The organism is Achromobacter marplatensis, from assembly GCF_002209535.1.
Classification (GTDB): Bacteria; Pseudomonadota; Gammaproteobacteria; order Burkholderiales; family Burkholderiaceae_B; genus Achromobacter; species Achromobacter marplatensis.
In genome coordinates, this window is the sequence record NZ_NJIG01000011.1 from 27002 (window position 1) to 46556 (window position 19555).

Consider the following 19555-nt stretch of genomic DNA (forward strand, 5'->3'; position numbering starts at 1 on the left):
GTGTTCACGTCGCGCGGCGCATGGCCAGGAAGACGCCGGCGGCCATGATGAGCGCCATGCCCGCCAAGGCCAGGCTGTCTGGCGGGCGCTGGAACCAGAAGGTGCTGAACAGCACCGCCAGCAGCAATTGGAAGTAGTTCAGCGGGGCCAGCGTGGCGGCCGACACGCGTTGGAACGCGGCAATCAGCAGGATCTGCGCCAACCCGCTGCATGCACCCAGGGCGATGATCAGCACCGCATCGGTCAGGTCCGGCCACGGGTCGGGCAGGAAGAATGGGGCGGGTAATGCCGTGACGACCAGGCAGATAATTGCGGTGTACGCGTATTGCACCGGACCGGAGACCTTGCCCGACAGCTTGCGCGTCAGCACCTGGAAGATGGCATAGCTGACGGCGGACACCGCCATCAGCACGGTACCCAGCAGCGGCAAGTCCGAACCGGGCCGCACGATCAGCAACATGCCCGCGAACCCGGCCGCCACCGCTGCCCACTGCACGGGACGTACGCGTTCGCCAAGCAGCCAGGGCGACAGCGCCACCATGATCAATGGCGACGTGAAGTAGATGGCCGTGGCTTCGGACAGCGGCATCCAGATCAGCGCAGTCATGAAGCACGAGGCCACGGTCGCCAGCATCACGCCGCGCAGCACCAGCAAGGGCTTTTCCGGCGCATCGCGCAGGCGCATGCCGCGGCCGTGCCGGAAAAGCATCGCCATCGCCAGGAAGATCACCGCCAGATACCGCATCACATTCAGGAAGGGCGCGGGGTAGCGCTCCAGCATGTGCTTGGATCCGGCGTCGAAGGTGGCGAACGCAACCAGCGCCGCGAAGAACAGCAGGATGCCGGCGTTGCGGGCGGAGGCAGAGGCGGGCAGGACGGCGGTGGGGATGGAGGACATGTCAGGGGGCGGAGTGTCCCATGCCTTGAAGGAAGGCGTCCAACGCCGGGCCGATCGCCTGCACCATGTAGCCGCCTTCCTGCACGACGACGGTGGGCACGCCCAGGCTGGCGACGCGCGCGCCGATGTCGCGGTAGGCGTCGATGTCGAGCTTCAGCACGCTGATGGGGTCGTCTTTATACGTGTCGAAGCCCAAGGCCAGCACCAGTGCTTCGGGCGCGTAGCCGCGCAACGCCGTCAATGCCGTATCCAGCGCGGCCAGGAAGGGATCGTTGCCTGAACCGTGCGGCAGCGGCAGGTTCAAGTTGTAGCCTTCTCCCTGGCCTTGCCCGCGCTCTTGCGCATAGCCCGTGTAGAACGGGTAGTAGGCGCTGGGGTCCGCATGCAACGATACGGTCATCACATCCGACCGGTGATAGAAGATGTTCTGGGTGCCGTCGCCGTGGTGCGCGTCTACGTCCAGCACGGCCACTTTGGACCAGGTCTGCAACAGCCGGCTGGCCGCGGCGGCGCTGCTGTTCAGGTAGCAGAAGCCGCCGGCGCGGTCGCGGTGCGCATGATGGCCGGACGGGCGGCACAGGGCATAGGCCATGCCGCCGGTGCTGGCCACGTGATCGGCGGCGGCGACCGCGCTGTGGGTGGATCGCAGCGCCGACCGCCAGGTCTGGGGGCCTATGGGGCAGGACAGGTCGCTCAGGTAGTAGCCCGTCTGCGCCACAATGGATGGCGACGGGCAGGGGCCGCGGCCCGCCTGTTCGATGCGGCCGTTGTAGTACGGCGAAAGGTTGGGCAGGACTTCCGGGCCCGGGTCCACGCCGGGCGCCTTGAGCGACTGCCAGCGGGCATAGGCTGTTTCCAGGTAGTTCAGGTAGTCGGCGCTGTGGATGCTTTCCAACGGCTTGCGGCCGTAGTCGGCAGGTGCTTCGACCTTGATTCCCCGGGACGCCAGCGCGCCTTGCAGGCTTTCAGCCCGCGACGGCAGGTCGGTGGGCGCGCTCAGGCGGCCCAGCCGCATGAACTGCTGCGGGGTGTGCAGCAATTGCTCTTCGGAAAAAAACGCCTTCATGATGGTCCTCGCTGACGCGTCAAGCCTGCTTGATTTCGATCTCGACGAAAACGAATTCGGTGTCACTGGGATTGATGACGTTGTGCTCGACGCCAACGGGGCGATAGTAGGCGATGCCGGTAGTGAGCTGGCTGGTAATCTGGCCGTCTGGCGTGTCCAGCAGCAGCGGGCCGGTGGTTTGCGGCACCACCACGTAGTTCATGCCGTGGCGGTGCCAGCCGGTTTCCCCGCCCGGCGGAAAGCGCCATTCGGTGACGGTGACCATGTCGTTGTCGATCTGCACGGTGGGGACGGCGGCGGGGCGTTGCACGGTGGTATCTCCTGGTGTTGTCATCGGTTCGGTGAATCAGGCCATTGTCGCCTGGGTCGGGTCCCAGTGCTGGCCGGGCACCGCGGCGATCAATTGCCGCGTGTAGGCGTGTTGCGGATTGTCGAAGATCTGGGCGGGCGAACCGTACTCCACCACCTTGCCGCGGTGCATGACCAGCACCGAATTGCAGATCTGGGCCGCGACGCGCAGATCGTGGGTGATGAACACCAACGCGATCTTCAGGCGTTGCTGCAGATCGTGCAGCAGTTGCAGCACCTGGGCCTGCACGGACACGTCCAGCGCCGATACGGATTCATCGGCCACCAGCACCTTGGGTTCAAGGGCCAGCGCGCGGGCAATGCCGATGCGCTGCCGCTGGCCGCCCGAGAACTGGTTGGGATAGCGGTCGAACGCGGACGGGTCCAGGCCCACCAGCGACAGCAGTTCGCGCACGCGGGCTTCGGCTTGCGCCCGAGGCACGCCGTTGGCGACAGGCCCGTCGCTGATGATGCGCCCGACCGTATGGCGGGGGTTGAGCGATGCGAACGGATCCTGGAAGATCATCTGGATGTCGTGACGCATGGGCCTGAAGCGCGACTCCGACATCGTGGCAATGTCCTGCCCGTTGAAGATCAGCTGGCCGCCGTTGATGCCCACCAGCTTCAGCAGGCATTTGCCGATGGTGGATTTGCCCGATCCGGATTCGCCCACGATACCGAGCGTCTCGCCGCGGCGCACGGCAAAGCTCACGCCATCCACCGCGTGCACTTCGCGCTTGCCGCCCAGCCAGCCATGGCCGATCACGTAGGTCTTCTTCAGGTCCTTCACTTCCAGCACGGGTTTGTCGTCCGCGGTGGCGACGCGTTCTTCGCCGCGCCGGTGCGGCACGGCCGCGATCAGGCGCTGGGTATAGGGGTGGCGCGGGCGGTTCAGCACGTCGTCGGCGGGGCCCTGTTCCACCAGCACGCCTTTTTCCATGACGGCGACGCGGTGGGCGATTTCGGCCACCACGCCGAAGTCATGCGTGACGAACATCACGCCCATGCCTTTTTCCTTCTGGATGCGGGCGATCAGCGCCAGGATCTGCGCCTGGGTGGTGACGTCCAGCGCGGTCGTTGGCTCGTCGGCGATCAGCAGCGCCGGCTCCAGCGCCAACGCCATCGCGATCATCACGCGTTGCCGCTGGCCGCCGGACAGGCGGAACGGATAGACGTGATAAAGCGTGGCTGGATCTGGCAAGCCCACGAAGGCCAGCAGCTCCAGCGTGCGCTTCAAACGTTCGGCGCCCGGGTAGGCGTTGTGCACGCGCATGACTTCGCTGATCTGGTCGCCCACGGTCATCAGCGGGTTCAGGGCCGACAGGGGCTCCTGGAAGATCATTGCCATGTCTTTGCCGCGCATGGCCTGCAGGGTGGCTTCGTCTTGCTGCAGCAGGTCTTTGCCGCGGAACAGGATGCGGCCTTGCTGCGGCGTCAGGTAGTCGGGCAAGAGACCCATGATGGCGTTGGCGCTCATGGACTTGCCCGAACCGGACTCCCCGACGATGCACAGGATCTCGCCGGCTCGGATGTCGTAGGAGACGTCCTGGACGGCAAACGGGCGGTCGCCGCCGCGGGGCAGGGCGATGCTGAGGTTCTGGATGGACAACAGGGGCGTGGCTTCGGTCATGTCGGCCTCCTATTCGCCGCGCTTGCGCAGCTGCGGGTTGAGGGCGTCGTTCAAGCCTTCGCCGATCAGGTTGATGGCCAGCACGGTCAGCAGGATCGCCACGCCGGGCCAGACGCTCATCCACCAGGCTTCTCGGATCATCGTGCGCGCGGCGCCGATCATGAAGCCCCAGCTCATCAGGTTGCGGTCGCCCAGTCCCAGGAAGGACAGCGACGACTCCGTCAGGATGGCGGTCGCCACCATGAACGATGCCGACACGATGATGGGCGACATGGCGTTGGGCAGGATCTGCGTGCTGACGATGCGCGCGGGCGTCTGGCCGATGACGATGGCCGCCTGCACGAACTCGCGCTGCTTCAGCGTCATGAACTCCGACCGCACCAGGCGTGCGGCCGGGGGCCACGACACGATGGCGATCGCGCCCATGATGGAATAGACAGACGGGCTCAGGATGGCCACCAGCACCACCGCCATCGCCAGTTGCGGAATGGTCTGGAAGAATTCGGTGAAACGCATCAGCGCATCGTCGACGCGGCCGCCGCAATAGCCCGCGACCGACCCCACCAGAATCCCGAAGAGCAGGGCCACGGCCGTCGACAGCAGGCCAACCATCAGCGACACCCGGGCGCCCCAGACCAGGCCGGCCGTGATGTCGCGGCCCAGCATGTCGGTGCCGAAGGGATAGTCGGCGTTGGTGAAGGGGGGGATCAGCGGGTCCGCCACCATCATCCAGGGGGATTCCTCGTACAGCAGGGGGGCGGCCAGCGCCACGACGACCACGATCAGCATGATGATCAGGCCGGCCACCGCGCCGTAGTTGCGCATGTACCGTTGGGCGAATGACTTCATGCGGCGGCTCCTTGCTGCGCACCGGCGCCGATGCGGGGGTCGATCAGGCGGTACAGCACGTCGGTCAGCAGGTTGAACACCACCACCATGATGGAAGTGACGAGAAAAATGCCCAGCAGCAACTGGTAGTCGCGTTGCAGCAGGGCATCGAACATCAGGCGGCCGATGCCGGGCCAGGCGAACACGGTTTCGGTCAGCACCGCGCCACCGGCCATCTGGCCCAGCTGGATGCCGGCGAAGGTGATGACGGGCAGCAGCGCGTTGCGCAGCACATGGGTGCGGATCACGCGGCTGGGGCTGACACCCTTGGCGCGCGCCGTCTTCACGAAATCCATCCCGATGACTTCCAGCATCGATGCGCGCGTCAGGCGCACATACACGGCCATGAAGAAGCAGCCCAGGGTGATCGTGGGCAGGACCAGGTGCTGAGCGATGTCCGCCGCGCGCGCCAGGCCGGTCAGCCCGGAACCCACGGTTTCCATGCCGAAGGCGGGCAACCAGCCCAGCACGACCGAAAACAGCAGGATGCCCATCAGCGACAGCCAGAACAGCGGCGTGGCGTACAGCAACAGCGCGCCCGTCATGACCGAGCTGTCGATCCAGCGGCGCTTGTTGCGATAGCGGGCCTTGGCGGCGACCACGCCCAGGAACACGCCCAGCACAATGGAGAATACGAAGGCGCAGGACATCAGCAGGAAAGTCGCCGGCAGGCGCTCCACGATCAGGTCCAGCACGGGCACGTGGTTGCGGTAGGAAAAGCCCAGGTCCAGCTGGACCACGCCCTTCAGGTACAGCATCAGCTGCGTCAGGATCGGCTTGTCCAAACCGAAGGCCACGCGCAACTGGTCCACATAGGCGGCGTCGCCCGCGCCGGCCTGGCCGGCCAGCACGGCGGCAGGATCGCCGGGCGCCAGGCGGATCAGGAAGAAATTGATGATCACCACGCCCAGCACGACCACCAGGGCCTTGCCGATGCGGGAAACAAGGAAAGACAGGAATTTCATGCTCTGGGTCCTCTCTGGACGGGCGCGGGCTGCCTGTGCAACGCCCTTCGCGCGGCCGGGCTCTGCCGCCGCGGGGGTTCCGCGGCGGCGTCTTGCTGCGCTTACTTCTCGATGTACACGTCGTCGAACGACTCGTTAAGCCCGATGGCGGTCTTGACCAGGTTCTTCACATTGGCGCGATACAGGGTGGGGAATTCCATGTCCACCAGGAAGCCGTTGGCCACATCGTTGACCAGCGTCGTCTGCAGCTTGGTGTAGAGCTCCTGGCGCTTGGCCGGATCGACTTCAGAGGCCGCGGCCTCCCACTGCTTGTCGGTCTCGGGGTTGCTGTAGCCCTGCACGTTGGCGAACGGCGAACCCTTGACGATGTTCGACGTGATGTACAGGCGCTGCACGCCCAGCGCGGGGTCGCCGTACTGGTAGGTGAAGGTCGTCGTCATGTCGAAATCCCAGTTGCCCGTGCGACTCGCCCAGCCGCCTGCGTCCGTCGATTCCAGATTGACCTTGAAGCCCAATTGCTCCAGCGCCTGCTTGGTGTATTCGCCCAGCCGGTCCCACGTGGATCCGTACGGGAAGCTCAGCTGGCGGATCGTGTAGTCCTCCGGCTTGATGCCCGATTCCTTGATCAGCGCGCGCGCCTTCTTCATGTCGAACGGCATGGGTGGCATGTTCTTGTCATAGAACATCTCGGTCGTCACGAAGGGGCTCGTCGACACCTTGCCCAGGCCGAAGAAGATGTTGTTGACGACCATGTTGCGGTTCATTGCCGCCATGACCGCCTGGCGAACCTTCAGATTGTCGAACGGCGGCTTGCGCATGTTGAAGATCAGGTAGGCCTGCGGCGAGAACATCTCCCAGCCGGCCGTGGTGTATTCCACCTTGGGCAAGGCGCGCAAGCGCTTGATGTCGACGTTGTCCACGTCGCCGCCACGCAGTACGTCCACGCTGCCGCGCTCGAACGCCACCGCGCGCGAGGCCGCATCGGGAATCACGTTGAACACCAGTTCGTCCAGGTACGGCATGCCCGGCTTCCAGTAGTCGGGGTTGCGCGTCAGTTTGATGTATTCGCCGCGCTTCCATTCCTTGAACATGAAGGGGCCCGTGCCCACCGGCTTCTGGTTCGCCGGATTGGTCATGTAGTCGGTGCCGGCGTAGAGGTGCTTCGGCATCATCGGCGCAAAGCCGGGTTCGAACATCAGCATGAACGCCGGGAAGGGCGTCTTCAGTTTGACGACGACAGTCTTCGCGTCGGGCGCCTGAACCGACTCGACGAACTTGTTCAGGATGACGCGGGCGCGCGCATGCGTCTTGGGCAGCATGTCCGCCAGCGAGAACACGACGTCTTCAGACGTGAACGGCTTGCCGTCATGCCACTTGACGTTGTCTTGCAGATGGAAGGTGTAGGTCAGGCCGTCGGCCGCGGCTTCCCAGGATTTGGCCAAGCCCGGCTGCGGCTTCAAGTCGGTGGAGTAGGTCAGCAGGCTTTCGTAGATCTTGCCCGCGACGAATTGCGTGGGGCCCTGCTGGTTGATGGCCGTGACGATCACGGGCGGCTCCGGCTGAACGATCATGTTCAAGGTACCGCCCTTGGTCTGGGCCAGGGCTTGCGTGGCGGGCAGCGCGGCCGCAAGGACCAATGCGCCGATGCTGAGGGAGAACCATTTCTTCGATTTCACTGCGAGCCTCCGGGCTGGAAAGGGACTGACAGGTGACCGCCGTTGCGCGGCGGATGCCGGGCAAATAACAAGCAAACCTCGTGCCACCTGCATTTCTCAGGGGTACTACGGGTGAAGCCGCTACAACCGTGCTTCATACAGGTGCTGGGTAAGGCGGCCGCGCACCATTGCGGCGAAATCGGCGGTGCTAGCGCGCGGCGTTGGCGCGCGCCACCATGGCGTCAAGCAGGACGTTGCAGCCGGCTTCCAGATGCTCGGGCTGCGCGTCTTCAATCTCGTTGTGGCTGATGCCGTCCTTGCAGGGCACGAAGATCATGGCCGTGGGTGCCACCGCGGCCATGTAGACGGCGTCGTGTCCCGCGCCCGTCACGATGTTCATGGCGGGCAGGCTGCGACGGGCAGCGCCCTGGCGCACCTTGTCCACCAGATCGGGATCAAAGGGCGTGGGGCGGAAGTACTGCACGTCTTTCAGGTCGACCTGCACGCCGTGCGCCACGGCGATGTCGTCGCAGACGCGGCGCCATTCCTGATCCATGCGCGTCAGCGTCGCTTCATCTTCGTGGCGCAAGTCTGCCGTGAACCGGACCTGGCCGGGGATGACGTTGCGCGAGCCCGGATACGCGTGGATTTCGCCGACCGTGCCGCGCCCCCGCGGCTGGTGCGCGTTCGCGATGTTGATCACGGCCTGCACCAGGAAGCTGGCGGCGAACAGGGCGTCGCGCCGGATCGCCATCGGGGTGGGTCCCGCATGCATTTCCATGCCCGTCACCGTGATGTCGTACCAGCGCAGGCCCAATGAGCCCGTCACCACGCCGACGACTTTCTCTTCGTGCTCCAGGATCGGGCCCTGCTCGATATGCGCTTCGAAGTACGCGTCGACCGGCCGCCCGCCAACGGGATCGGCGCCCGCGTAGCCGATGGCCTGCAATTCATCGCGCACGGAAATTCCTTGCGCATCGCGGGCCGACAGCGCTGTTTCCAGCGGGAACTTGCCCGCGAATACGCCCGAACCCATCATGACGGGCACGAAGCGCGAGCCTTCCTCGTTGGTCCAGATGGCCAATTCCAGCGGCGCTTCGGTGTCGATGCCCGCATCGTTCAACGTGCGCATGACTTCAAGGCCGGCCAGCACGCCGTAACAGCCGTCGAACTTGCCGCCCGTGGGCTGCGTGTCGATGTGGCTGCCCGTCATGACGGGCGCAAGCTCGTTGTTGCGCCCAGCGCGGCGCGCGAAGATGTTGCCCACCTGGTCCACCCGCACGGTAAGGCCGGCGTCGCGCATCCATCCCGTCACCAGGTCGCGGCCCTGGCCATCCAGGGCGGTCAATGCCAGGCGGCAGTTGCCGCCCTTGGACGTAGCGCCGATCTGTGCCAGATCCATCAATGATTGCCATAGCCGATTGCCGTTGATGGAAAGGGAAGACGATGTCATGGATTGCCTCGAAGGTCGGTGAATGAATCGAAGTCTTCGCGCAGGCGCGCCAGGATGCCCAGCAGGTGCGTGTGCATGGCGTGGCGCGCGCGGATCGGATCCCGTGCCACGATGGCGTTGAGGATGCGCTGATGTTCGGTATGGGCCGCCGCCCAGGCCTGCGTGGTGACGAAGTAGTCCTGCATGCGGCTATACACCGGACTGGCCTGGCTCAGGTTCCATAGATGGGCCACTGCGGAAGCCAGCGCCGCATTGCCGCATGCCGCGGCGATGGCGCTGTGGAATTCGCGGTCGTGGCGGCCGGGGGAGTCGGTCAGGGACATGTCCGCATGCGCGTCGCGGATGGCGGCGATCTGGGCGGGCGTGGCCTGGTGGGCGGCTAGCGCGGCGCAATCCGGTTCGATCAGCATGCGGGCTTCAAGCAGGTCGAAGGGGCCGATGTCGTCGCGATCGGCGGTGCCGGAAGGGGACGGGCCGCCGGGCGACGGGAACCCGGCACCGTCGGGGGCGATGGTGACGAACACCCCCGACCCGACGCGCACTTCCACATAGCCCTCGATTTCCAGCGCGATCAAGGCTTCGCGGATCGACGCCCTGCTGACTTGCAATTGTTCCGCCAATTCGCGTTCGGACGGCAGGCGCGCGCCGCGGGGGAAATCGCCCGCCCGGATGCGGCCGGCGATCTGGTCGGCGATCATGCGGTACAGACGGGTGGCGGCGACGGCCTGGAACGAACTCATGACGGGTTTGGCGATCAAAATGGCCTGGTGGTCAGGCCACCAATATAGGCATGTCGATATTGAAATAGAAGGGAAATCTTGAAGATTCAGGGAAAACGATCAGAGGGAATACACGTCTTCCTATCAAGTGGTCAGGCCAGTTAGGGAGCTGCCTGGCGGCCGGCGCCGCTTTACAGTTTTTCAACAATTGGCGAACAAAACCCCCGGCCTTGCCGCGTCGCGCAAATTCATAATTCCCCCGCCCAATGTCGGGCGAGCAAGGTGGTCCACCGGACGGTGGCGGGGGAGATGCGGGTGGGGATGCGTGCAGTGCGGTCGGCCCGGATGGAGCGGTGGGGGATTGTGGCGGGGCTGCTGGTGTTCGCCTTGTTGTGGCTGCCGCTGCTTGACCGGGGAGCGCTGGCGCCGCCGACCGACAACATCGAGCAATTGACTTGGGTGCGCAGCCTGGAATGGGGCTACTACAAGCATCCGCCGTTGCCGACGTGGTTGCTGTGGCCATTGGTGCGCGTGCTGGGGTGGTCGGCGTGGGCGACGTATTTTGCGGGGGCGCTGTGCACCTTGGGGGCCTTTGCCTTGCTCTGGTGCCTGCTGCGCGAACTGCGCGGCCGCGCCTACGCGATGGTTGCCTTGCTGGCCGGCCTGTGCGTCACCTTCTACAACGGCCGGCTGTACTTCTATAACCACGAGATCGTGCTGATCCCATTGGCGGTGGGCTGCGCGATGGCTTGCTGGAAGGCCTACGCCACGCGCCGCATCGGCTGGTGGATCGTGTTGGGCATCTGCCTGGGACTGGGCGCTTTGGCCAAATACCAGATCGTGGTGGCGGGCGTGGCTGTACTGGTCTTCTGGCTAAGCCAACGGGGCTGGCGCGATCCGATGCAGGTGTTCGGCCTGCAGGTGGCCGGGTTGACGGCCTTAGCCGTGTTTTCGCCCCATCTGATCTGGTTGGCGGCAAACGATTTCGAATCCTTGGGCTATGCCATGACCTCGTCGCTGGCGGCCAGCCTGTCCTGGCCGGCCCGCGCGCAAGAGGTGGCGCGGTGGTGGGGCGATCAGATGCTCAACCGTGCCATGCCCGCTTGGGTGCTGCTGGGGGTGTTCTGGATGCGGGCGCGGCGCAGGCGATCCGCGCCGGCTAGCGTCGTCGCGCCCGCCGTGGCGCCGGTCGACGCGGGCCGTGCGCTGTTGCTCGCCTTCGGCTTCACGCCGCTCGTCTTCGTCAGTGTGATGACACTGGCCACTGGTTCCCACATCCAGCTGCATTGGGGAACGCCGTATCTGCTGTTTGCGGTGCCGGCCGTAATGGAACTGCTGCGGGGTCGCGTGGGGTGGCGGCGTGTCAGGCCGCGTGAAGCCTTGGTGGCTTTCATGCTGATCCAGTTGGCGTTGATGGCGCGGATGGAATTGACCTCGCCCTTGGGGGCGGGGCTGGCGCGGCGGCCGGCGGATTGGCGGTATTTCGATTCCCAGGCGCTGGCGGAGACCCTGCACAAACGGGCGACGCTTGCCTTGGGCGGACCGGTACGGGTGATATCGGGGCCGCCGGCCGAAGCCGGCGCGCTGGCGTTGCGCTTGCCCGAACAGCCGCTGGTGCTGATCGACGGGCAGGCGCGCCACAGCCCGTGGGTACCCGCCGGGCTGGCGGCTGCATGCGGCGCGCTGGAACTGAGCCTGAACACGCGCCCCGAGGGCTTTGATCCCGTTGGCGTCGATTTTCCCGGCCTGTACTGGCGGGTGTTGCCACCGGCGGCGGCCTGCGGCGCGTAGGGCCAGGGGGCTACTGCGGGTCGGCGTCCGGCTCTGGCGTTTGCGTGAAGGCGCGCACCAGGCGGGCAATGCCGTCCAGTTCGTCGTGCGCACCCACGACCCATTCCGGCTTTTCGAACGGGCTGTCAGACGGCGTCTTATCCAGGTTGGCTTTCAGGTCGTCCAGCAGTTCCAGCGCCATGTCGGTCGCCTGGGGGCTGCTGCGGGTGGAAAGGGCGATGGCAATCGCCAACGCCTGGCGCATGGCCAGCAAGCGGCCTTCCAGTTCAGTGCCCATGAGGTGTGTCCTTGTTCTGCATCGTGATTGACGCATTTTAAGGGCCAGACCGCCCGCGCAGGTGCCGGTGGCGCGGTTTGCGCAAGATCAAGGTGGGCAGGGCGACACAGGCGAATAATCCAGGGTATGCAAGCCGCCCTACGCCCACTCGTTTCAGAACCTCCGGCCACCGCCGCCGCCGAGCCCTTTTTCCCGCCCCAGTTGCTGGCAAGGCTGGACAAGAACGGGCCGCGATACACCTCTTACCCCACGGCTGATCGCTATCACGCCGGATTCGGCAAGCAGGATTACCGGCAGGCGCTGCAGCAGCGGCGCGCAACCAGCCCGGACGAGCCCCTGTCGTTGTACGTCCACATCCCATTCTGCGACTCGGTCTGTTACTACTGTGCCTGTAACAAGGTGGTGACGCGTCACCACGAACGCGCCGCCCGCTATCTGGACGCGCTGGCGCAAGACATCGCGTTGCACGTCCGGGAACTCGGTGCGGGTGTTCCGGTGTCGCAACTGCATTTTGGCGGCGGCACCCCGACCTTCCTGTCCGACGATGAACTGACCCGCCTGATGCAAGACCTGCGGGCGGGCTTCCGGTTTGAAGCGGACGCCGAGATTTCCATCGAAGTCGATCCACGCACGGCCACGCCCGCGCGTTTGGCCCATTTGCGCCAACTGGGCTTCAACCGGCTGAGTTTTGGGGTGCAGGACTTCGACCAACGGGTGCAGGTGGCGGTGCACCGCGTGCAGTCTTTCGAGGACGTGCGGGCGCTGATGCAAAGCGCCAGAACCCTGGGCTACGACTCGGTCAACGTGGACTTGATCTACGGGCTGCCCTTGCAGACCACCGAATCGTTCGCGCGCACAATCGCGCAAGTGGTGACGCTGCGGCCCGACCGCATCGCGCTGTACGCCTATGCGCATCTGCCGGAACGCTTCAAGCCGCAACGCCGCATCAATGAAGCCGATCTGCCCGACCGCGCCACCCGCGTCGGTCTGCTCAGCTCGGCCATCGACGGCTTTTTGCAGCAGGGCTACACGTACATCGGCATGGATCATTTCGCGTTGAACACGGACGCGCTGGCGATTGCCAAGCAGCGGGGCGAACTGCACCGGAATTTCCAGGGATACAGCACGCAGCCCGACCGCGATCTGGTGGCGCTGGGCGTATCGGCCATCGGCCGCATCGGCAACACCTACAGCCAAAACGCCAAAGTGCTTGACGAGTACTACGCCGCCATTGAATCCGGTGATTTCGCGGTCGAGCGGGGGCTGGCGCTCAATGCCGACGACCTGGTCCGGCGGGAGGTCATCATGGACATCATGTGCCAGGGCCGCGTGGATTTCGCGCGGATCGAAGCGCGCCATGGCTTGCGCTTTGGCGACTACTTCGGCCGCGAATTGCTGCAAATGGCCAATCTGGCGGAATTGGGCCTGGTGAATCTGCGTTCCACCGAGGTCCAGGTAACCGGTCTGGGCTGGTATTTCGTGCGCGCGGTCGCCATGGCTTTCGATGGCTATCTGCGCAGCGTCACCACCAGCGCCAGCTATTCCCGCATCATCTGACCAAGGCAGGGGGCCGCGCAGCTCCGGGGTCATTCGGCGAACTTCTCGCGCAGGTACAGCGCCAGCGACAGGTCGTCTGCCAGCCGCAGTTTGCGCATGGCGCGGCGCTTGTGCGTGCTGACCGTCTTTTTGCTGCGCATGAGCCGGACCGCGATCTGCGTCACCGAAAGCCCCTGGCGGATATGGCGCAGGATTTCGACTTCGGACGTGGTCAACAGCGCATGCGGGTGCGTGGGCTGAAGCGGGCGGACCTTGCCTTCGACCACTGTCAGGAAGGGATCCCTGCCGTTCAGCACGCCGCGGATCATGTCCGCCAGGAAAGCCATGCCCCACTGCTTGGCCAGGTAGCCATTGGCGCCCGCGCGGAATGCGGCGTATTGGGTTTCGTGAAGGTTGCCGGCTGAAAACGTGATGATCGCCAGGTTGGGGTGGTAGCGGCGCAGGCGCCGCAGGTAGTTGACGCCGTCCCAGGGCTCCTGGGGCAGGTAGAAATCGATCAGGGCGACGTCACAGGGCGCATGGCTCAGTTTTTCCAATAGGGCGCGCGCCGACGTTTCCCGATGCACGACCCGGAATCCCGGCCGGCTTTCCAGGTGGGCGGCCACGCCCAGCGTCACGACGGGGTGGTCATCCAGCACGGCGACCCGGATGGAGGGGGGAGGGCGCGACAGCAGCAGATGCCGGCGTGCACCCGGAGGGCGATCATCGGCGTCGCCGCCGCGCGCGGGGACTGAAAAGAATGACGCCACGCTTCCAGGCGTTGAAACAGGTTTCATCGATGCCCCATAGGCCGGTAAAAGGGAACGCTGGTGGTGGTTTCATCCGGTTGTGGGCGAAATCCTAAGCACGCGTCGCGGGTTGTCTGAAATTTGCGAAGGCAGATTACGTTTCCCTACGGTTGTTCGGATGGGAAACGCGCCAAAATCAGACTGTTGCACCCTTGGCCTGACAAAGAGCGTACGTATGCCCAAGAAGATTCTGGTTTTAGGTCGGGATGGCCAGTTGGGCTTTGAACTCAGGCGCAGCCTTGCGCCCCTGGGCAATGTGGCGGCGGTGGGCAGGAGCGAGTGCGACTTGACCTATCCCCTGCAGCTGGCGCGAGTGGTGCGCCGTGAAAAGCCTGACGTTATCGTCAATGCCGCCGCGCTGACCTCGGTCGAACGCGCCGAGGAGGACGTGGTGCGCGCCATGCGGATCAACGCCGAAGCGGCGGGCGAGCTTGCCGCGTTGGCCGCAAGCCGGGGCGCGCTTATCGTCCACTACTCCTCTGATTACGTGTTCGACGGCGAGAAGCAAGATCCCTACGTCGAGACCGACGTACCGGCGCCGCTGAATGCCTATGGCCGCAGCAAGCTGGCGGGTGAGCGTGCTGTCCAGGCCATGAACGCGGATCATCTGGTGTTCCGCACGTCGTGGATCTATGGCGTGTTCGGCAACAGCTTCCTGAGATCCATGCTGATGGCGCTGCGCCAGCCTGAGCCGTTGCGCGTCGTCAGCGATCAGCGCGGCGCGCCGACAGGCGCCGCGTTCATCGCCGACGTGACGGCGCTGGCGGTAGCGCGCTACCTGGGCGGGGTGGCGGGGTTCCCGTTCGGGCTGTACCACCTGGCGGCCGCGGGCCAGGCCACCTGGCACGAATACGCCTGCTACGTGGCCGAGCAAGCCCGGATGGCAGGGCTGCCCGTCACGCTGGTGCCGGCCGATATCCAGCCGGTCCCGTCCAGCCAGTACCCGTCCACGCCGCGCAGGCCCTTGAACTCTTGTCTGGATACCGGCCTGCTGGCGCAGCGATTCGGGATACACGCGCCGCCGTGGCAGGAGGGCGTCCGGCACGCGCTGGCAGCCATGGCAGGCAGCCGCAACCTGGCGTGACCGGGCGGTTTGTCTCGCTTACGCCACGGAAAGGACACAAATGGTGCTACAATCGGCAACGATAAACGCAATTGATCCGTTGATCCCGATTGCGCAACACTTGCTCCGCGCCGCCTCGGGCGCGTACCAACAGGCTTAGAACCATGTTTTTCCCGCTGGCACGAACTACGACCCGGAACTTTCGCCCTATGTCGCGTTAGTTTTTCGTGCGTCGGGTTTCACCGTGTCAGGTCAGCGGTAGGACTCAGCAAGACAACCACTAGAACGCGGCTCTCAGGCCGCGTTTTTCGTTTCCGATTTTCGAATTTTTAGTTCCCAGAACCCCAGGAAGCACTCCCGATGGTACAGATCACATTGCCCGATGGTTCGCAGCGCCAATATCCGGGGCCGGTAACGGTTGCCGAAGTGGCGCAATCGATCGGTACGGGCTTGGCCAAGGCCGCCTTGGGCGGCCGCGTGACGGTTGAAGGCGCGGAATCCAAGCTGGTCGATACCAGCTTCCGCATCGAAGGCGATGCGCGCCTGGCAATCGTGACCGCCAAGGACGCCGACGGCCTGGACTTGATCCGCCACTCCACGGCCCACTTGCTGGCCTATGCCGTCAAGTCCCTGTTCCCCGACGCCCAAGTCACCATCGGCCCCGTGATCGACAACGGCTTCTACTACGATTTCTCGTACAAGCGCCCGTTCACGCCTGAAGACCTGGCCGCCATCGAAAAGAAGATGGCCGAACTGGCCAAGAAGGACGAAGTCGTGACGCGCGAAGAATGGTCGCGCGACGACGCCGTCGAATTCTTCAAGGGCATCGGCGAAACGTACAAGGCCGAGATCATCGCTTCGATTCCTTCGAACGAGCCGCTCAGCCTGTACCGCGAAGGCGACTTCATCGACCTGTGCCGCGGCCCCCACGTGCCGTCCACGGGCAAGCTGAAAGTCTTCAAGCTGATGAAGGTGGCCGGCGCCTACTGGCGCGGCGACAGCAAGAACGAGATGCTCCAGCGCATCTACGGCACCGCCTGGGCGACCAAGGAAGACCAGGAAGCCTACCTGCATATGCTGGAAGAGGCCGAACGCCGCGACCACCGCAAGATCGGCCGCGAACTCGACCTGTTCCACTTCCAGGACGAAGCGCCTGGCCTGATCTTCTGGCACCCCAAGGGCTGGGCCCTGTGGCAGCAGGTCGAGCAATACATGCGCGCCGTCTACAACAACAACGGCTACCAGGAAGTCAAGGCACCGCAGATCCTGGACCTGTCGTTGTGGAAGAAGACGGGCCACTGGGACAACTATCGTGAAAACATGTTCACGACCGAGTCCGAAAACCGCGTTTACGGCCTGAAGCCGATGAACTGCCCGGGCCACGTGCAGATCTTCAATTCCGGCCTGCATTCCTACCGCGAACTGCCGCTGCGCTATGGCGAATTCGGCCAGTGCCACCGCAACGAACCCTCGGGCTCGCTGCACGGCATGATGCGCGTGCGCGGCTTCACGCAGGACGACGGTCACATTTTCTGTACCGAAGAACAGCTCCAGGACGAATGCGCCGACTTCACGGCCCTGCTGCAGAAGGTCTACCGCGACTTCGGCTTTACCGAAGTGCTGTATAAGGTTGCTACGCGCCCTGAAAAACGCATCGGCTCGGACGAGGTCTGGGATACGGCCGAACAGGCGCTGATGGAAAGCCTGCGCCGCACCGGCTGCGAATTCGAGATTTCGCCCGGAGAAGGTGCGTTTTACGGCCCGAAGGTGGAATACACCCTGAAGGACGCCATCGGTCGTCACTGGCAATGCGGTACGATCCAGGTCGACTTCTCCATGCCTGTGCGCCTGGGCGCCGAGTACGTAGACCAGAATGACCAGCGCCGTCCGCCGGTCATGCTGCACCGTGCCATCCTGGGTTCGCTCGAGCGTTTTATCGGCATGCTGATCGAAAACCATGCCGGCGCGATGCCTCCCTGGCTGGCTCCGGTGCAGGCTGTCGTATGCTGCATTTCCGAACCTTCGGCCGATTATGCGGCTGAAATCACACAAAGCCTGAAAAAACAAGGCTTTAGAGTAGAGTCCGATTTGCGTGGTGAAAAAATCACTCGTAAAATTCGGGAGCACAGCCTGCAAAAGGTGCCGTACATTCTTGTCGTCGGCGACAAGGAGAAGCAAAACGGCACCGTAGCCGTACGCGGTCTGGGCGGATTGGACCTTGGCGCAATCGCATACGACGAGTTCGTCGCGCGCTTGACCGAGGATGTGTCCACCCGTCGCGACGTCAATCAACCTGATAGCAGTGCTGCTTAACATTTCTAGGAGCTTTCAACATCGCCACTGAAAAAGCCAATCGCATCAACGGTGAAATCCGCGTCCCCGAGGTGCGCCTGATAGGTCTGGAAGGAGAACAGCTGGGCATCGTCAAGATTGCCGACGCGTTCCGTCTTTCCGAGCAAAGCGACGTGGATCTGGTGGAAATCGCGCCGAACGCCGAGCCGCCGGTCTGCCGTTTGATGGACTACGGTAAGTTCAAGTACCAAGAGCAAAAGCGCCAAGCCGAAGCTCGTTCCAAGCAGAAGGTCATTCAGGTCAAGGAAGTCAAATTCCGTCCGGCCACCGACGAGGGCGACTACCAGGTCAAGCTGCGCAACCTGCGCCGCTTCCTCGAAGAGGGCGACAAGGCCAAGGTGACGCTGCGTTTCCGGGGCCGCGAAATGGCTCACCAGGAACTCGGTATGCGGGTGCTTGAACGTGTGCGCGACGATCTGCTGGAACTTGCCCAGGTCGAAGCCATGCCGAAGCTCGAAGGCCGTCAGATGGTCATGGTGCTGGCGCCCAAGAAGAAGGCAGTGCCCGCTGCGGGCAAGCCTGAATCGGCCGCCTGAGTTCCAGCCGCAGCCTTCTCTAGAGGGCTAGGCCGCTCCGTTTCCGCCCCGCCGTCCGTCCTGTGACCGGCGGGTTCGCTTATTGGGCGGCTCTGCGCTACGATGTCATAAAGCCGCCTTCCCACTAGGGAAGGCGGCGTACGTTCGGGGTGTCGCGATGCATGTTTTGTTCGTTTTGGATCCCTTGCCGCTGCTAAAGGCGTACAAGGACAGTTCTGTCGCCATGATGCGTGCCCTGGTGGCGCGCGGCCATACGCTTAGCGTGGCCATGCAGGGCGACCTTTACATCGAGGCGGGCATCGTCAAAGCCGTCACCACGCCGATCGCGCTGGTGGCCGACGCCGACCTGCACGGCCATGACTGGTGGACGGAATCCGCCGCCCAGGATCTGCCGTTGGCGGACTTCGGGGCAGTCGTCATGCGCAAAGACCCGCCTTTCGACATGGAATACGTGTATTCCACGCACCTGCTCGAATATGCCGAGGCGCAAGGCGCCCGCGTGTTCAACAGCGGCGCGGCCATCCGTAACCATCCCGAAAAGCTGGCCATCACCGAGATCAGCGAGTTCACCGCGCCCACGCTGGTGACCCGCAATATGGCTCGTTTGAAGGCATTCCACGACACGCATCACGACGTGATCGTCAAGCCGCTGGACGGCATGGGCGGCACGGGCGTATTCCGCCTGCAGCCCAAGGATCCCAACCTGAACGCCATACTGGAAACGCTGACCGACAACGGCGCGCGCACCATCATGGCCCAGCGATACATCCCCGACATCGTCAAGGGCGACAAGCGCATCCTGCTGATCGGCGGCGAACCGGTGCCGTACTCGCTGGCCCGCATCCCGCTGGCCGGCGAAACGCGCGGCAACCTGGCTGCAGGCGGCCGTGGCGTGGCGCAGGAATTGTCCGCGCGCGACCGTGAAATCGCCGAAGCCGTGGCCCCCAAGCTTGCCGCCCGCGGCCTGCTGCTGGTCGGCCTGGACGTCATTGGCGACTACGTCACTGAAGTCAACGTCACCAGCCCCACCTGTTTCGTAGAGATTGCCGAACAGACCGGTTTCGATGTCGCAGGCATGTTCGTCCAGGCGCTTGAAAAAGCCGTGGCGACCACTGCCGTGGCGGCCTGATCTCTCTGGAATCCGTCATGACCACGGGTATTGTTATCGTCGTGCACGCGCCTTTGGGCGCGGCGATGCGCGAATGCGCCAGCCACGTCATGGGCAACCTTGACGGCATGCTGGCCATTCACGATATCCAGCCCGAAGACCGGCCGGATGATCTGGCGCCGGACGTCTTGAAAGACATCCTGGGGCAGGATCACGGCGCTGGCGTGCTGGTGCTGACGGACCTGATCGGCGCCACGCCGGCCAATATCTCCAAGCGGGCGGTGGCCGACGCCCAGGCCCAAGGCATTCAATGCTGCGTGCTGGCGGGCCTGAATACCCCCATGCTGCTGCGGGCGCTGACCTATCGCAACCTGCCATTGGCGGAAACCCGTGAGAAGGCCTTGGCCGGCGGGGTGCAGGGTGTCTTGCGTGTAGACTGACGGGCGGGAATTTGCCCTATT

Annotated in this window: 18 protein-coding genes; 7 read left to right on the forward strand and 11 right to left on the reverse strand. The window is 64.3% G+C overall.

Annotated features, from left to right (window positions below):
* Positions 1–4: 4 nt before the first annotated feature.
* The 9 genes from CEY09_RS22880 to CEY09_RS22920 all read right to left on the reverse strand — a co-directional run bounded on the left by CEY09_RS22880 (position 5) and on the right by CEY09_RS22920 (position 9643).
* The gene (locus CEY09_RS22880) at positions 5–898 is read right to left on the reverse strand and encodes a DMT family transporter (RefSeq protein WP_088590379.1); all 894 of its coding nucleotides are present in this window, start codon (positions 896–898) and stop codon (positions 5–7) included.
* Between the two features lies 1 nt (position 899).
* Entirely contained in the window at positions 900–1964 is a 1065-nt protein-coding gene (locus CEY09_RS22885) for a histone deacetylase family protein (RefSeq protein WP_088590380.1), read from the reverse strand.
* A 19-nt stretch (positions 1965–1983) separates the two neighbouring features.
* Entirely contained in the window at positions 1984–2274 is a 291-nt protein-coding gene (locus CEY09_RS22890; protein WP_167390146.1) for a cupin domain-containing protein, read from the reverse strand.
* A 36-nt stretch (positions 2275–2310) separates the two neighbouring features.
* On the reverse strand, positions 2311–3942 hold the full coding sequence (locus tag CEY09_RS22895) for an ABC transporter ATP-binding protein (RefSeq protein WP_006226977.1): 1632 nt from the start codon (positions 3940–3942) through the stop codon (positions 2311–2313).
* A 9-nt stretch (positions 3943–3951) separates the two neighbouring features.
* The gene (locus CEY09_RS22900; protein ID WP_006226976.1) at positions 3952–4791 is read right to left on the reverse strand and encodes an ABC transporter permease; all 840 of its coding nucleotides are present in this window, start codon (positions 4789–4791) and stop codon (positions 3952–3954) included.
* Complete coding sequence (locus CEY09_RS22905) at positions 4788–5795, reverse strand: ABC transporter permease (protein WP_006226975.1); 1008 nt, start codon at positions 5793–5795, stop codon at positions 4788–4790. The genes CEY09_RS22900 and CEY09_RS22905 overlap by 4 nt, the downstream gene beginning before the upstream one ends.
* Positions 5796–5896: 101 nt before the next feature.
* Positions 5897–7471 (reverse strand): ABC transporter substrate-binding protein, encoded by a 1575-nt coding sequence (locus CEY09_RS22910; RefSeq protein WP_088590382.1) that lies wholly within the window; start codon positions 7469–7471, stop codon positions 5897–5899.
* 187 nt (positions 7472–7658) lie between these two features.
* Positions 7659–8903, reverse strand: a complete 1245-nt coding sequence (locus CEY09_RS22915; protein ID WP_088590383.1) for a Zn-dependent hydrolase — start codon at positions 8901–8903, stop codon at positions 7659–7661.
* Entirely contained in the window at positions 8900–9643 is a 744-nt protein-coding gene (locus tag CEY09_RS22920) for a FadR/GntR family transcriptional regulator (protein ID WP_088590384.1), read from the reverse strand. Before CEY09_RS22920 ends, CEY09_RS22915 begins: the two co-directional genes overlap by 4 nt.
* A 300-nt stretch (positions 9644–9943) precedes the next feature.
* On the opposite strand from CEY09_RS22920, the gene CEY09_RS22925 reads away from it, so the two are divergent.
* Positions 9944–11413: a glycosyltransferase family 39 protein gene (locus tag CEY09_RS22925; RefSeq protein ID WP_167390147.1), complete on the forward strand. Its 1470-nt coding sequence runs from the start codon at positions 9944–9946 to the stop codon at positions 11411–11413.
* 10 nt (positions 11414–11423) lie between these two features.
* On the opposite strand, the gene CEY09_RS22930 is transcribed toward CEY09_RS22925, so the two are convergent.
* Entirely contained in the window at positions 11424–11690 is a 267-nt protein-coding gene (locus CEY09_RS22930) for a hypothetical protein (protein ID WP_088590386.1), read from the reverse strand.
* Between the two features lie 126 nt (positions 11691–11816).
* Here CEY09_RS22930 and hemN point away from each other — a divergent pair, with 126 nt between their 5' ends.
* Positions 11817–13247, forward strand: coding sequence for an oxygen-independent coproporphyrinogen III oxidase (gene hemN, locus CEY09_RS22935; protein WP_175216771.1), 1431 nt, complete (start codon positions 11817–11819; stop codon positions 13245–13247).
* 29 nt (positions 13248–13276) lie between these two features.
* Here hemN and CEY09_RS22940 read toward each other — a convergent pair whose 3' ends face one another.
* The gene (locus tag CEY09_RS22940; protein ID WP_234818376.1) at positions 13277–14023 is read right to left on the reverse strand and encodes a response regulator; all 747 of its coding nucleotides are present in this window, start codon (positions 14021–14023) and stop codon (positions 13277–13279) included.
* A gap of 187 nt (positions 14024–14210) precedes the next feature.
* On the opposite strand from CEY09_RS22940, the gene rfbD reads away from it, so the two are divergent.
* The 5 genes from rfbD (at position 14211) to CEY09_RS22965 (ending at position 19534) form a co-directional block, all read left to right on the forward strand.
* Positions 14211–15119, forward strand: coding sequence for a dTDP-4-dehydrorhamnose reductase (gene rfbD / locus CEY09_RS22945; RefSeq protein WP_088590388.1), 909 nt, complete (start codon positions 14211–14213; stop codon positions 15117–15119).
* Positions 15120–15458: 339 nt separating this feature from the next.
* The gene (gene thrS / locus CEY09_RS22950) at positions 15459–17411 is read left to right on the forward strand and encodes a threonine--tRNA ligase (RefSeq protein ID WP_088590389.1); all 1953 of its coding nucleotides are present in this window, start codon (positions 15459–15461) and stop codon (positions 17409–17411) included.
* Between the two features lie 20 nt (positions 17412–17431).
* The gene (infC, locus tag CEY09_RS22955; protein ID WP_081534364.1) at positions 17432–17986 is read left to right on the forward strand and encodes a translation initiation factor IF-3; all 555 of its coding nucleotides are present in this window, start codon (positions 17432–17434) and stop codon (positions 17984–17986) included.
* Positions 17987–18143: 157 nt separating this feature from the next.
* Positions 18144–19115, forward strand: a complete 972-nt coding sequence (gene gshB, locus CEY09_RS22960) for a glutathione synthase (RefSeq protein WP_006226964.1) — start codon at positions 18144–18146, stop codon at positions 19113–19115.
* 17 nt (positions 19116–19132) lie between these two features.
* The gene (locus CEY09_RS22965) at positions 19133–19534 is read left to right on the forward strand and encodes a PTS sugar transporter subunit IIA (protein ID WP_006226963.1); all 402 of its coding nucleotides are present in this window, start codon (positions 19133–19135) and stop codon (positions 19532–19534) included.
* Positions 19535–19555 lie beyond the last annotated feature (21 nt).